Genomic DNA, 15043 nt, shown 5'->3' with positions numbered 1-15043 from the left:
TTTTCAAGAACTATACTATCTAAAATATAAAAAGACCCTTCCTAATAGGAAGAGTCTTAGTCAAAATTATGTTATCAATTATCTTAATAATTGAAGAACTCCTTGAGGTTGTTGATTTGCTTGAGCAAGCATAGCTTGTGCAGCTTGAGAAAGAATATTATTCTTTGAGAAATTCATCATTTCTTTAGCCATATCAACGTCTCTAACTCTGCTTTCAGCAGCTGTTAAGTTTTCAGATGATGTACCTAAATTTGCAATTGTATGTTCTAATCTATTTTGGAAAGCACCAAGTTTAGAACGCTCAGTTGAAACCTTATTAATAGCATTATTTATTGTTGTCACAGCCTGTTCTGCATTTGTAGATGTATCAACTGCTATAGTACTTAAACCAGTAAATGCTGATGCTCTCATATCTCCAATATCGATTGTAATATTTTGTGATTCATTAGCACCTATCATAACGCTTATTGAACCTCCAGCAGCAACTTGGAAAGTGTTGTCTGCATTAATATCAGCAGTTAAAGCTTCATTTACTGATACAGTAATTCCAAGTTCCGCAAAATTAACATCTTGAGTACTCATACTACCTGCAGCCGGAACATTTACCTTAATTGTACTTGTTTTACCAAGAGTTGCACTAGCTACTGTTAACTCGCTTTTAGCTTGATCAAAAGAAATTTTATAATCAGTTGCAGCATTAGCTCCATTTGAAGTTATCTTTGATATACCCTTACCAGCTCCAATTCCAGTTCCTACACTTGTTATACTAGAATTTAAAGCACCATTTAATAACTTCTTATTATTAAATTCAGTAGTATTACCAATTCTTGTTATTTCAGCTGTTAATTGATCAAGTTCTGTCTTTATAGCGTCTCTATCAATTTTTTCGTTAGTATCACTAGCACCTTGAACAGCTAATTCTCTCATTCTTTGAAGAATTGAATGAGTTTCATTTAATCCACCTTCTGCAGTTTGAATCATTGATATAGCATCTTGTGAGTTTCTAGCTGCTTGATCTAATCCTCTAATTTGTCCTCTCATTTTTTCAGAAATAGCTAGTCCTGCAGCATCATCTCCAGCTCTGTTTATTCTAAGACCTGAAGATAACTTTTCCATTGATTTCCCTGCAGAAGCAGTGTTTCCTGTCATGTTTCTATGAGCATTCATAGCATTTAAATTGTGATTAATTATCATAATAAAATTCCTCCTTGATTTTTAAATTGACATCCTTGTCATTATATTTTTTTATTTAGAACTCCTACCATTTTGGTGGAGAAATTCTCTATATAGAGTTTTAAGTTGCTTAAGCTTATATTATATATATCGTACTAAATTTTGTAACTTTATAGTATTTTTAAATTTTTTTAAATTTTCACATTGAAAAAATTGTTTATCTTTCTATTTTTTTCATAAGCATTATTAGCATTTTTCAACTTATGCAAAGATCTTATTTCTTCTTTCACTCGATTTTTTTCTTTTTCAATAGCTAATTTCAATTTTCTATCAAGGCTTATTAAGTCTTGATAGAAAATTATTTCTTTTATTTGTTCTTTGTTATTTTCATAATTACACAGTTTTTTGATAATTTCTTCTCTATTCTCCATAAGCTTTATAACTTCTTCATCTTTATCTATATTTTCTATAATTTTTTTTGTTATATTCTTATAATCATCTAAAATCTTTTCTATCATAATTTTAACTTAACCCTAATTGTTGCATTAAATAACTTTGCTGTGAATTATACTTGTTCATTATCGTTTCTAAATTTGCATACTTAGTATATAAAGCTTGTTCTCTTCTTGAAAAATCTTTTTCCATATCCTTCATTTTCTGTTCATACTTTTCAATAGATTTAGTTAATTCATTATTATAAGCTGTTGAAGAACCTTCGATCCCTGCTTTCTTAAGTAAAGAAGCTGCAACCGTCATTGTTTCATTATATAAAATATCCTTTAATCTTTGCATTATTCCAGATTTAGAATATTTAGTAGACTCTGAAAGACTATCCTCCTTAGGTTTTGATTTAATGAACAAATTCATTACTTCTTCTGAACTTTCTTCTAGTGCCTTAGTTAATTTCGTTTCATCTATAGTAAAAGTACCATTTTTAACTCCTTGATAATCTGCAACAGGAGCAATTCCTATTCTCTCTAAATTTAGTCCTGATCCATCTACTAAAGATCTCATAGCTTGTTTTAAACTATTCGATATTCTAGTTAAATCGTTATCTCTCCTAAGCTGTCCTTTTTCAACTTTTTCATTCCATAATTTTATTTCATCTTCAGACATTTCCTTCTTTTGCTCTGCAGTCAAGGGATTAAAATCTCTATTTCTTTTCTCAGTTGTAAGTTTATTTAATTTTTCTATTAATGTATTATAATCATTAATAAACTTGACTAAATTATCCTTTATAGCTGTAACATCTTGTTTAGCATTTACAGTAACAGTTTCATCAGTAGGTATATCTCCATTAAATTTGAATGTTATTCCATCTAAAGTTACTGTATTAGATATGCCAGTATGAGTATAAACTCCATTCTTACCATCTTTTATTATAAACTTAGCATTTTCTCCATCTGTTGAAACTTTAGCATCATCTGATACTATACTTACATCTACATTATAATCTGCTCCTGCTATATTCGAAGTTAAAACCAAATTATTTCCACTTAAAGTAGCGGTAATATTCAAATTTTGTTGTTTTAACATTTTGTTTATATACTCATCTTCTTTTCCAGGAATCGCTTTAGATAAATCTATCATATTGCCATTAATTGATATTCTCTTCCCACTTATATTAAACTCTTTTAAATTTAAAGTATTAGTTGTAGGAGTTGCATCATTTCCTGAATTAAATTTTATATTTTCGCCTTTACCATTTATTGTAATATTAGGATTTTTAACATCCTTCCCTAATACCGTGCTTTTAAATTCAATGTTATTATCAGTAATTGATACTGATAATTTATACTCCTTTAGTTTACCATTTAATAATTCTTCTAATTTTGTTTTATCTATAGCGGAATTATCATCATTCTTTATAGAATCCCAATCTATACTAATACTTTTCTCTTCACCATCTACTGTTAACTTAATTATATTGGAGGAGTTTATGTTAAAATTATCTATTGTGAATCCAGATATAGTTGCTGCTGTTGCATTCTTACCTTTTACTGGATCAAATTTTTTAAATTCACTTCCTCCAATAGTAAATGTACTATCACTTCCTAAAATTTTAGATTCAAATATAAAAGCTTCTTTATTATTTTCTATACCTGAATTACTTCCTGCAAAGCTTGTATATCTTACTGAAATATTTATTCCCGCTTTAGTTAACTCTTTATTTAAAAAGTCAACCTTTTCTTTATTAGATAAACTTTCATCAATTACAAATTCCTTACCATTTACTATTACTTTACTTTCTGTAACTTTCCCGTCTTTATCTATAGTTTTAGCTTCAAATTTTTCTAAAGTTATACTTGAAGCCTTTGCAGTACTTCCGGTAATAGTATAGTTTCCTACCTTAGCATCACTATTTCCTGAAACTGATACTAAATTTTCATTAGAAGAAGTAAATTTAGTAGTTGCCCAATTTTTACTCAATAATATGCTATCACTTTTTGTTACATCAAAATATTTATTATAAAGCTCCCTAGAATCTTTAATAACTTCCCTATAAAGCTTTTGTTTTATTTCTAAAATCTCTTTATCTTGACCTTTTCTATCTATCTTTATTCTATAAGGCTTCATGGAATCTTTAACTATTTGATCCATATCCAAGCCTGTTGCTAAACCTGTTATTCTCACTTAAACACCCCGACTTTCAATTAATAATGGATAATGAGTAATTTATAATTGATGGTAAATTCCTATGGAATTTTATTCTTTAAACTATATTCTTTAATAATTTAGCTTGTCTGAATTATCTCATTTATTTTTCATTTTCCATTACTTCATTTTCTTAGATATTTCATATGCTTCATGCCATGTATCTCTTACATTTTCTATTACTGGCATAAGCTCGTCCATCATTTTCACATCTTTTTTTAGGTTTATTTCAAATAATCTTGTTTTTATAAATTCATATACTTGATATATTTGTCTTGCCCACTCACCTGCATTTTGATCTAAGCTTATCATTAGTTCTGTAAATATATCTTGAACTTTAACTAGATTTTCATGACTTTTTTTAATATCTTCACTAACTAAAGCTTCTCTTGCTATCTTTGCAAATTTTACAGCTCCATCTACTAGCATTAATAGTAATTGTTCTTTTGATGCGTAGTTTACGCTATTATTTTTATATACATTTAATGCATTATTACCATACATTTTATTGTTTCCTCCTACTTTTTAACATCTAAAAAGGTGCCATAACCTATTGCATGTAAATTTTCTTCTTTTTCACCATGAAGACTTATAGTGGGCTTTTCTAATTTTGTAGCATCTACAGTAAATTTACTTTGCTCCATTTGCTTTCTTTCTTCTTTTACATATTCATTAAAAAACTTTTTCTTTTGCTTTTCACTATCTTTATTAATGCTTATGTTAGACTTTCTATGAACCTTACCATCTTTTGTTTTTTCATAAACTTTTTTTCTAAGATCTGTATCAATTTTATTTAGTAAGAAATTCATAGCATCTCCCCCTATTAAGCTTTTTTATCTATTGCAACACCAACTAGCTCCATCATTTTGGCTACTAAGTCTAGTATTTTCTTAGGTGGACACTCCATAATAACTTCTTTCGTATCTTCACTTATTATTTTTACCATTACATCTCCAAGCTTTTCATGAATAGAATATTCTGCATAGGTATGCTCATCTTTTAAAAACTCATTTAACTTATCTATTGCCTTTATTACATCTTCTTTTTTATAATTTTTATCTTTAGCGCTTACAGCTTCTACTACATCCTTGTTTTCTGCTATTTGCTTAATTTCTAGATTTTTAACTGTACTTAGGTTAACTTGTCCTCCTTGACTTGCAACCTTCATTTCCATTTTTAAAACACCACCTTATTTTTTCCCTAACATTTTTAATAGTTCTATATTCATTTTTGTTGCTTCTTTGTTTTCATTTTGAACTTCTTCATAAAGCTCTTTTCTTAAAATAGTCATTTCTTTAGGTGCTTTTATTGCTAGTTTTACACTGCCATCTTCTATTTTTGAAATAGATATTTCTATATCATCACCTATTAAAATAGACTCTCCTTTTTTTCTTGTTATAACTAACAAATTTAACACACCTTCCTTACTTGAATACTTTTTCTTTTATGTTATATACTTCTTTATCTGAAATATATTGTTCCCCTTTTCTATTTTTTATATTTATTACTAAAGGCGCTTTTAAATTTGCTGTTATTTCTTCTGCTTTAGAGTTTAATGTCACAATTGAATATAACATTACATCTTTTGAATCTTCTAGGTTTAAGTTTTTTATTACTTCATCATTTAGTTTTATTTCGTACTTATCATTTATAAAAAATGGAGAAATAATTATAAAACCTAATTCTTTATCTTCTATTGATTGTAAAATATTAAATGGACTTTCATTTCCAACTTCTTTTATTATATATTTTTTCAAATTATCGAATCCTGGAATTCCTTTTTCAAAATATATTATTTCATTTTCTTCATATATCATTTTCCCATGTATTGGTGATATTAACTCCATATTATATCTTCTCCTATCTTAGGAAATCTAAAAGTGACGGTTGTATTATTTTTGCACTTACTTGAAGTGAAGCCATATATACACTTTGTGCAACTGTTGCTTCTATATTTTTTTCAGCAAAATCTATATCTTCTGTTTGTGATAATATATCTTTTAAATTGAAGTTTTGTTCTTCATTTTGATCTCCAGCTGATTCCATTCTATTTTGCTTTGCTCCAACCTCTGCTCTTATCTTTAAAAGATTAGCTATAGTTTCGTCCATAGTTTTTAGATTTTCATTTGTTACTTTTCCACTAACACTCGCATCTTCTGAACCTATATTATCTGTTATTTCTTTTAATAATCCCATAACATTAACATCTGCTCCATTTTTATCTTTAAATAATAGCAAATCAGTAGCAGATACATTGTAATCCATCGTTACTCCTTGGGATACTTCTACAGTAAGTTTCTTATTTATCATACCTATTTGATTTTGTACTGATTCATCTAAATTATCTAATTCTAAAACTTCTCCATCATTTCCACTAAGGTGAATAGAGTTATTTCCAGTAACTATATCTTTATTAGTTCCTATTGGTTTTGTATTTCCTTTAGTGCCACCAAAAATGTATTTACCATCAAAACTACTATTTAATATTTGAGCTATTTCATTTACTTTTTCGTTCATTTCATCTTTTATTGCTTTTTTCTCATCACTTCCGTATGCAGCATTACCAGCTGAAACCATTAGTTCTCTAAATCTTTGGAAGCTGTTACCTAATTGCTCTAGAGCAGTATCTGTAGTATCTAACCAATTTGTAGTATCTTTTATATTTTCATTATATTGAGTATTAGCTCCTATATCTCTATGTAATTGCATACTTCTTGCAACCTTGAAAGGATTATCAGAAGGTCTTCTAATTTCCTTTCCTGAAGTAAGCTGATCATTTAGTTTTTTCATATAACCTTGATTTCTACCAAGATCTCTTAAAAAGCTTTTACTCATCATTTGATTAGTAATTCTCATTTACTTCCTCCCCCTATCTCTTTAGTCCATTTATTATAACCTCTAAAAGTTCATCTACTGTTGATATTATTTTTGCATTTGCATTATAAGCATGTTGAAACTGCACAAGGTTTGCCATTTCTTCATCTAATGATACCCCTGAAACTGAAGCTCTACTTTCTTCTATGCTATACAATAAATCTTCTTGGTTTGTTACCATTCTTTGAGCTTCCTGTGCTTGCACACCTAATCTATCAATTGTATCCTTAAAGTAAGAATCCATTTTCATTCCTGATGTACTATTTTCAATTTTCAATCCATTATTTATAAGTGAATTTCCACCTTTATTCTTGTCAAACATGTCTTTTCTAGATATTACTGTTTCATTTATATCTTGAATTCTTATTAATGAATCCCTAAGCTGTGCTATTGCTAATGCTCTTGATCCGTCACTATCCCCATCCATATTATTTTCATGCGTATATGGGAATAAATCATCATGAGTCTTAGTTTTTATTTTCATTACATCTTCTAATATTTCTTTATTTACAGATATATTCTTAGCAGTAATTCCCAATTCTCCTACTAAGGTTTCATCTAAATTGCTTAAAATACCATTACTTTTATATTTAGCAACATCTTTATTAACAAAGAATGGCATAAAGTCTTTTTCTGCTCCAACAGTATTATTTAATGGGTCTTCAATACCACTATGTATAGCATTTACTGAAAAAGCTATCGATTTTGCTAATTTATTTAATTGATTCATATAATCTTCTATATCTTTTTGCACTGACACTAAGCCATTAACATTACCATTTTCAGGTTTAAACATCATAAGTTCTGAATAACTTATAACATCTCCATTTTTTATAGGATATCCGTCACCTCTGGCTGCCTGTCCAGACTTATCAGCCCATATTATTCTATTATCTTTAATTTCTTTAGCTTGCTCTGCTGTTATTCCTGTTACTTTTAAGGTTTGTCTATTAGATTCACTGTCCATGTTACCATTTTTATAATATGTAACTATATATGTCTTTCCAGAAAAATCACTTGAATCTAACTCAACATCTGTTACATATGAAAATCTTGCAACATCTCCATTTGGACTTGAATTTACTAAAAGTGGTGCTTTCATACTTCCTATTTCTGTTGGTTTTAAATCTATTCCATTGAACTCTCGTTTATCTACTTGTATTCCGAACTTATAACTTAATTGATCTAACAATAAATCTCTTTTATCCATTAAGTCATTTGGTGTATTTCCAGAAACAGTTACACTAATTATTTCTTGATTTACTCTATCTAATTGCTCTAAAATACTATTTACCTCTGTAACAGAACTTTTTAACATATCTTGAGCATTAACTTGTAAGCTTTCAAGTTTTGTATATGTTGCATTTAAAGCATCTGTCAAAGCTGCTGTTTGCTGAGCTACTACAGTTCTTGCATTAGAGCTATTAGGTTGCTTTGATAACTCTTGAAATGAATCAAAGAATTTTCCCATTAAAGTTGATATACCAGTTTCTGATGGTTCATTAAAAACGCTTTCTACTTCATATAGAAAATTATTTCTTATATCATATTTCCCTAAAACAGCACTTTCGCCTCTTACTTGATAATCTAAGAAATTATCTCTTACTCTTTCTATTGCTTGAATTTGTGCACCTGTTCCAAGTTGCCCTGCTTGTACAGATGAACCCATTGATGTTCCACCAAAGGGTCTACTTGTTTCTATTTTTGCTCTTTGCCTTGAATATCCAACAGTATTAGAATTTGCAATATTATGAGATGTTACATCTATACTTTTTTGTTGTACATTCATTCCTCTTTTTGCTATATTAAATGTTGAAAATAATCCTGACATTTATTCACCTCCAGCTTCCTATTATCTTTTTATGCTTCCATAAGAGTTATAGGTTGGTATATCCCTTTTAGGATTTATTAAATTCAAAAGTTTATTTGTAAAACTTAGTTGTTGCTTTATTAACAAATCATTTGTATCTTTTTGAAGAATCATTTCATTCAATAGATTTTGTATCCTTCTATATCCATTTTCTAATTCTTCATCTTTAGAATTTAATATAACTTCTTTTATGGACTGATTACCTAATAATCGTCTTCTGCTTACTTCAATTTCAGCTACATCTTTATTTTTTTGTTTTATATCTTCTACTATTGATTCCATTCCAAATATATCTTTAGCTATAATTAATTTATATTGTTTATCTAATAGAATTAATAACTCCTTTAACTCTTTTTCTTCATCATAAAGTATATCTCTTAAATTATTTATCATACTATTCTTTTCCTCTCATAGCATCTAACATACTTTTAGCAATAAGTTTTGAATCATAAGTATATGTTCCGTTGTAAATGCTATTTTTAACTTCTAAAACCTTTTTTCTATTATCAAAGTCTTTATTATCTATTGAATAATCCTTCAATATTTTTGCAGCTTCTGATAATTCAATTCTGTCATAGTTTTCTTTTTTTTCTAACCTTTCAATTTTATTAGAAGTTACTTTATTATAATAGTTAATTCCATTTGTATAACCTATACCTTTAATATTCATAATTTCCTCCTAATAACACTTCTTATATTTATTTATCGGAATTGTTATTTATAAGTTTAGACGTTAATTTAAAAATGTTACATCTATATTTTATATGTATCTTTAATAAACCCTTAAGTATTTTAGTAATATTAATTTATTTATCTTTTAATTATCTTGAAATAAATAAAATGGAACCTATATATAAACTCTTTTAAGTTTCTATATATAAGTTCCATTTTAAAATACTTAATTTTATGTATTATTTCAGTGTCCTTATTCTGTCAGCTCCACTTACGATACTTGTTATTCTGACTCCAAAGTTTTCATCAACAACAACAACTTCTCCATAAGCTATCTTCTTACCATTTATTAATACCTCTACTGGCTCTTCTGCGAGTTTATCTAGTTCTATTAAAGATCCTGTACTTAAATCTAATATATCCTTAATACTCTTCTTAGTTCTTCCTAAAACAACTGAAACCTCTAATGGAACATCAAGTATTAAATCAATATTTCTATGTGATTCTCCGACAACACCTTGTGACAAAGGCTCAAAAGTGGCTCCATGAACTTCTACAGGTTTTTCCACAATATTTTTAACTGCTCTTTCTTCTACAGTATTAATAATAGGCTTTTCCTCTATGTTATATTCTTCCTTATAAATATCTGAAGAATCATAACTATCATCTATTTCATTTGCAACTTCTTGATCTTCACCCATCATTATTGAAACTATTTTTTTCGCAGTATTTATTGGCAATATTTGCATCATATTTGATTGAAGTAATCCTTCTATAGTTAAATCAAAACAAACTTCAACTATAGGCTCGTCTTCTGGAATAGTTTCTGATATATTTTCATTCATATCCTTCCAAATCTTTGATTTAGGAGGTGATATATTGACTTCTCTCGCAAACATAGTTGCCATAGAAGTTGCTGCCGAGCCTATCATTTGATTCATTGCTTCTTGAACTGCACTGACTTCAATTTCAGATAACTCAGATGTATTAACTTGTCCATCTCCACCCATCATAAGATTAGCAATTACAGCTGCATCTGTAGTTTGCATTATTAATATATTTCTTCCAGTTATTCCAGAAACATATTCAACATCTAATATTATATTAGGATACTCAAATCCATCCTTTATTTCTTTTAATGTTGTAACCTTAACTTTAGGTGTTGTTATGTTCACCTGTTTATTTATAAGTTGATAAAGAGCTGTTGAAGCTGATCCCATGGAAATATTCCCTATTTCACCTAACAGATCCTTCTCTATTTCTGATATTAACTCTGGTTTTACACTATCTGCACCGCCATTTAACAATGAATCTATTTCTTCTTGAGACAAAAACCCATTACTCATTCTCAATCACATCCTTATCTAAAATATCTAAAAGTTGTATTCCCATATTTTTACCTACAATTCCTGGCTTAGCTATAAAGCATTCTTCATTTTCCACAAAAACTCTTACAGGATCACTGTATTGAGAATTTAATACTAGAACATCTCCATTAACTAACTCTAAAAAATCATCGACAGTTATCTCTGTTTTTCCAAGTTCAACATGCATATTCACTTTTACAGGGTCTAACCCCTTTTTAAGCTTTTCTCTTGCTTCATCTTCAAGTTCTGATTCATCAGTCTTAAACCAATATTGAACAACAAGCTTATCTAATACTTTTTCAACACTTAAATAAGGAATACATAAATTCATATATGTTGTACTTTTACCTAGCTCTACCAAAAAGCTAAGCAAAGCAACTGGTTCATTTGGCGCTAAAGTTTGATTAGCTGATGGATTAGTTTCAAGACCTTCAAATTCTGGCTTTACTTCTAATATCCCATCCCAAGCTAAAATTAAAGACTTAATCATTTCTGAAGTTATATTCGCTAAAATATTTTTATCTATTTCTGAAAATTCTTTTGCTTTTTCATCTCTATCGCCTGTTCCACCTAAAAGTATATCTAGTATTTGAAATGAAAATTGTGGATTCATTTCAAGCAATATGTTTCCTTGTAGTGGTGGCATCTTAAATATAGTAAGTATAGTGGGATTCGCAATAGAGTGAACAAATTCTTCATATGTTATCTGCTCCACACTTTGGATATCTACTTTAACATGCTTTCTAAGTTGACCTGAAAGGTAATTACTTATTATTCTTGCAAAAGCGTCATGAACCATTTCTAAAGTCCTTATGTGATCCTTAGAAAACTTCTGAGGACTTCTGAAGTCATATTTTTTTATTTTTTGTTTTTCTTCTTTTTCTTTTAACTGTTCTGGTTCAACATCTCCTGTAGATAGGGCAGAAAGAAGAGCATCTATTTCGCTCTGACTTAAAACCTCTGCCATTTCTCTCCCTCATTTCCTAGTAATTTAGTAGCTTTTCTATATCTATAACTGTTAGTAATTTTTCTTCTAACTCAATTACTCCTTTTATATAAGCTTCAGTATTATGTGTTTCTAATCTTTGTAGCTTATCTTCATCTATATCTATTACTTCTTCAACTTCATCTACAGATATACCTATTTCTTCTTCATCAACCTTTAATATAATTATGTTATTTTGTTGTCTTTTTGATTCTATATTAAGTAATAGATTAACATCAACTAAAGATTTTATGCTACCTCTTAGATTTATTAAACCTTTTATATAATCTGGAGCTTTTGGCACTCTTGTTATAGTCATCATATCATTGATACTTAATATTTTATCTGTCTCTACTGCAAAATGTTCTTCTCCTAATTTAAATATTACAAATTGCATCTAACTTGCCTCCTAAATAGTTTTAACCAACTACCTTTCTTATTGCTTCTAATACTCTATCTGCTTGGAATGGCTTTACAATGAAGTCTTTTGCACCAGACTTAATTGCATCCATAACCATTGATTGTTGTCCCATAGCTGAACACATTATTATCTTTGCTTCTGGATCGAATGATCTTATTTCCTTTACTGCTTCAATTCCATCCATATCCGGCATAGTTATATCCATTGTAACAACATCTGGATTTTCTTTTTTATATAAATTTACTGCTTCTATACCATTACAGGCTTCTCCTACTACTTCAAATCCATTTTTTTGTAGTATATCCTTTATCATCATTCTCATAAAAGCTGCATCATCCACTATTAAAACTTTTGTCATTTTAATCCCTCCAAATTATCTTATTCCTAATGATTCTAAAATTTTTTCCAATGATCCTGGAGCTGGAACAAAATAAAAATGACCTTCTATTTTGTTATCCCCTTCTCCCATAAATAATGTTTCTATATCTAAAACATACTCTTCGTACTGTCCTGTTTCAACAAATGTTGAAATAAGTATTGCACTTAGCATATCATTAGCTACTGCCGGTACAGAGGCTGTTGCCTTTAGCCCTGTAAAATTTGCAATTGCATTCATAAAAGATGAGGATATAATATTTCCAATCTCACCTATAACTGAAATACCCATTTCAGTAAAAGTTTTTTCATCTTTATAAGTCATTTTTGATATCATATTTAATGCTACGTCTTCTTCAAATATATAAAGAACACTTCCTGGAATATCATCAAGCACTTTAACCAATACAGCTACAACTTCATTTTCTTTATAATTATTAAATAACTCATCAAATTCTATTATGTTCATATTAGGAACTGACATATCAATCTTAGTTCCAAGTAACATTGATAAAGCTGTTGCTGAATTTCCTGCTCCTATATTAGAAACTTCCCTTAATGCATCCAATTGAAATGAAGTTAAATTCTTGTACTCCATAAAAATCCTCCCTTCTAAATCAATGCCGCCACATCGAGAATTAATGTTACTAATCCATTTCCAAGTATTGTAGCTCCAATATATTCTTTTAAGGATTTTAAAGTTTTTCCTAAAGGCTTTATCACTATTTCCTGTTGACCGAATAATGAATCAACAAGTAATCCTACAGTTTTTTCTCCAACCTTTACTATAATAATAAACTTCTTTTTACTTTCTTTATTTTCTATTCCAAGTCTATCATTTAATCTTATAAGAGGTATAATACTATCTCTATATACTATTACTTCCTCTCCATTTGTCTTTTTAACATTCTCTTCTTTATAATCTATAACTCTATCTATAAATCCTAATGATATAGCAAGAGTTTCATTGCCTACCTTAACTAAAAGAGCTTGTATTATTTGAAGTGTTAAAGGTAATTTTATAATAAAGCTTGATCCTTTTCCTTCTTCACTAACAACATCTACAGTACCACCCAGTGATGAAATTTTTGTCTTAACAACATCCATTCCAACACCTCTGCCTGATATATCCGTAACTACAGTATTTGTACTAAACCCTTGAGCAAATATTAAGTTTCTAATATCATTATCACTTAATCCATCTGTATTAATTCCTACTTTTTCAGCTTTAGCCTTTACTTTTTCAAGATTTATACCTGCTCCATCATCAGTAACCTTTATCAAAGCCTTAGTTCCTTCTTGATAAGCAACTAACCTTATTGTTCCAACTGGATTTTTTCCCTTTGCAATTCTTTCTTCTTTAGTTTCTATACCATGATCTGCAGCATTTCTTAAAAGATGTATTAAGGGTTCTCCAATTTCGTCTATAACAGTTCTATCTAATTCTGTTTCAGAACCTTCAATAATGAAATTTATCTCTTTTTTAAGTTCTACAGATAAATCTCTTATCATTCTAGGGAATCTATTAAACACTACTTCTAAAGGAAGCATTCTTATTTTCATAACTAAATCTTGTAGATCTGATGTAGTCCTCTCAACTTGCTCCAATGTTTCTATAAGCTCCTGAGACTTATCATCAATTACAATTTGCTCTAATCTAGTCCTATATATAACAAGCTCTGATACCATGTTCATAAGCTTATCTATTCTTTGTAAATCAACTCTAACTGATTGATGAGCTTTCTTATTATTATCTTTTTTCTTATCTTGCTTTTCTATTTTATTACTTGATATATTATCCTTTATATGAATCTTCTCTAGTTCACTTACTATTTCATCTTGTACTGTAGATTCTTCATTTGGATGAACATCTTCTATAGAAGCATAAGATGTTACTACTTTTCTTACTTCTGAAATATTATTTGTTATCTCTTCAATTTCTTCTTTTGATTTAGTTGTTATTAAAACAAATATTAATTCTGTATCAAACTGTTCATTTTCTATATCTTCTGTAGAAGGAAAAGATTTTAATATTTCCCCTTGTGTTTCAAGTTCTTGAACAATTAAAAATGCTCTTGCAGATTTTAATAATGTATCCTCTCTTAATGTTATTTCAACATTAACTCCATTAAATCCATTTTGTTTTGCTTGCCTTAAAACTGATAAATCATATTCATTTAATGCTATATTAATAGAATCTTTTGATACTTCATTACCTTTGTTAGTATCATGTTCTTCTGTCATTTCCTCTTGTTTATTTATTGATATCTTTTCATTGCCAACGTTCTCCAAAGACTTCATTATATTTTCTATTTCAACTTCTTCGTCATTTCCTTCTTCTATATTGCTAACCATTCTTTCTAAAGTATCTAAACATTCAAATAAAACTGTAACAACATTTCTACTAACTTGTAACTTGCCTTCTCTAAACTTTGATAGCACGTCTTCCATCTTATGAGTTAACTCAGCTATATTACTAAATCCCATAGTTGCAGCCATACCCTTTATCGTATGTGCTACCCTAAATATTTCATTAACTTTATCTATATTATCTGGTTCTTGCTCTAAATCTAATAAAGCTTCGTTTAAGGTTTGTAAGTTATCCATTGACTCTTCTAAAAACATTCCCATATATTGAGATACGTCCATTT

Annotated in this window: 18 protein-coding genes; all 18 read right to left on the bottom strand. The window is 28.9% G+C overall.

Annotated elements, in window-relative coordinates:
- Window positions 1–78: 78 nt before the first annotated feature.
- The 18 genes from J2Z25_RS00730 to J2Z25_RS00645 all read right to left on the bottom strand — a co-directional run bounded on the left by J2Z25_RS00730 (window position 79) and on the right by J2Z25_RS00645 (window position 15041).
- On the bottom strand, window positions 79–1194 hold the full coding sequence (locus J2Z25_RS00730) for a flagellin N-terminal helical domain-containing protein (protein WP_209737602.1): 1116 nt from the start codon (window positions 1192–1194) through the stop codon (window positions 79–81).
- A gap of 170 nt (window positions 1195–1364) precedes the next feature.
- Window positions 1365–1691, bottom strand: coding sequence for a flagellar protein FliT (locus J2Z25_RS00725; protein WP_209737600.1), 327 nt, complete (start codon window positions 1689–1691; stop codon window positions 1365–1367).
- Window positions 1692–1695: 4 nt separating this feature from the next.
- On the bottom strand, window positions 1696–3807 hold the full coding sequence (fliD, locus tag J2Z25_RS00720) for a flagellar filament capping protein FliD (RefSeq protein WP_209737598.1): 2112 nt from the start codon (window positions 3805–3807) through the stop codon (window positions 1696–1698).
- A gap of 141 nt (window positions 3808–3948) precedes the next feature.
- Window positions 3949–4332: a flagellar export chaperone FliS gene (fliS, locus tag J2Z25_RS00715; RefSeq protein ID WP_209737588.1), complete on the bottom strand. Its 384-nt coding sequence runs from the start codon at window positions 4330–4332 to the stop codon at window positions 3949–3951.
- 14 nt (window positions 4333–4346) lie between these two features.
- Complete coding sequence (locus tag J2Z25_RS00710; protein WP_008678032.1) at window positions 4347–4637, bottom strand: hypothetical protein; 291 nt, start codon at window positions 4635–4637, stop codon at window positions 4347–4349.
- Window positions 4638–4651: 14 nt separating this feature from the next.
- A complete protein-coding gene (locus J2Z25_RS00705; RefSeq protein ID WP_209737586.1) occupies window positions 4652–5002 on the bottom strand; it encodes a flagellar protein FlaG in 351 nt (116 codons plus the stop codon).
- 15 nt (window positions 5003–5017) lie between these two features.
- On the bottom strand, window positions 5018–5236 hold the full coding sequence (gene csrA, locus J2Z25_RS00700; protein ID WP_035285103.1) for a carbon storage regulator CsrA: 219 nt from the start codon (window positions 5234–5236) through the stop codon (window positions 5018–5020).
- A gap of 16 nt (window positions 5237–5252) precedes the next feature.
- Window positions 5253–5675 carry a flagellar assembly protein FliW gene (gene fliW, locus J2Z25_RS00695; protein ID WP_209737584.1) on the bottom strand — a complete coding sequence of 141 codons (423 nt, stop codon included), beginning with the start codon at window positions 5673–5675 and terminating at the stop codon, window positions 5253–5255.
- 13 nt (window positions 5676–5688) lie between these two features.
- Window positions 5689–6684 carry a flagellar hook-associated protein FlgL gene (gene flgL / locus J2Z25_RS00690; protein ID WP_097032673.1) on the bottom strand — a complete coding sequence of 332 codons (996 nt, stop codon included), beginning with the start codon at window positions 6682–6684 and terminating at the stop codon, window positions 5689–5691.
- A gap of 13 nt (window positions 6685–6697) precedes the next feature.
- Window positions 6698–8533, bottom strand: a complete 1836-nt coding sequence (flgK, locus tag J2Z25_RS00685; protein WP_209737582.1) for a flagellar hook-associated protein FlgK — start codon at window positions 8531–8533, stop codon at window positions 6698–6700.
- A 21-nt stretch (window positions 8534–8554) separates the two neighbouring features.
- A complete protein-coding gene (gene flgN / locus J2Z25_RS00680; protein WP_209737580.1) occupies window positions 8555–8965 on the bottom strand; it encodes a flagellar export chaperone FlgN in 411 nt (136 codons plus the stop codon).
- Window position 8966: 1 nt separating this feature from the next.
- Complete coding sequence (locus tag J2Z25_RS00675; protein WP_209737578.1) at window positions 8967–9242, bottom strand: flagellar biosynthesis anti-sigma factor FlgM; 276 nt, start codon at window positions 9240–9242, stop codon at window positions 8967–8969.
- Between the two features lie 241 nt (window positions 9243–9483).
- Window positions 9484–10590: a flagellar motor switch phosphatase FliY gene (gene fliY / locus J2Z25_RS00670; protein ID WP_008678018.1), complete on the bottom strand. Its 1107-nt coding sequence runs from the start codon at window positions 10588–10590 to the stop codon at window positions 9484–9486.
- A complete protein-coding gene (gene fliM / locus J2Z25_RS00665; RefSeq protein ID WP_008678016.1) occupies window positions 10583–11578 on the bottom strand; it encodes a flagellar motor switch protein FliM in 996 nt (331 codons plus the stop codon). The genes fliY and fliM overlap by 8 nt, the downstream gene beginning before the upstream one ends.
- A gap of 16 nt (window positions 11579–11594) precedes the next feature.
- Window positions 11595–11993 (bottom strand): chemotaxis protein CheW, encoded by a 399-nt coding sequence (locus J2Z25_RS00660; RefSeq protein WP_008678014.1) that lies wholly within the window; start codon window positions 11991–11993, stop codon window positions 11595–11597.
- A gap of 22 nt (window positions 11994–12015) precedes the next feature.
- Complete coding sequence (locus tag J2Z25_RS00655) at window positions 12016–12375, bottom strand: response regulator (protein ID WP_008678013.1); 360 nt, start codon at window positions 12373–12375, stop codon at window positions 12016–12018.
- A 15-nt stretch (window positions 12376–12390) separates the two neighbouring features.
- Window positions 12391–12990, bottom strand: a complete 600-nt coding sequence (locus J2Z25_RS00650; RefSeq protein WP_008678011.1) for a chemotaxis protein CheC — start codon at window positions 12988–12990, stop codon at window positions 12391–12393.
- A 14-nt stretch (window positions 12991–13004) separates the two neighbouring features.
- Window positions 13005–15041: a chemotaxis protein CheA gene (locus tag J2Z25_RS00645; RefSeq protein ID WP_008678009.1), complete on the bottom strand. Its 2037-nt coding sequence runs from the start codon at window positions 15039–15041 to the stop codon at window positions 13005–13007.
- Window positions 15042–15043 lie beyond the last annotated feature (2 nt).

Source organism: Clostridium tertium (genome assembly GCF_017873245.1).
Taxonomy (GTDB): domain Bacteria; phylum Bacillota; class Clostridia; order Clostridiales; family Clostridiaceae; genus Clostridium; species Clostridium tertium.
This window is presented reverse-complemented; position numbering and strand designations above follow the sequence as displayed.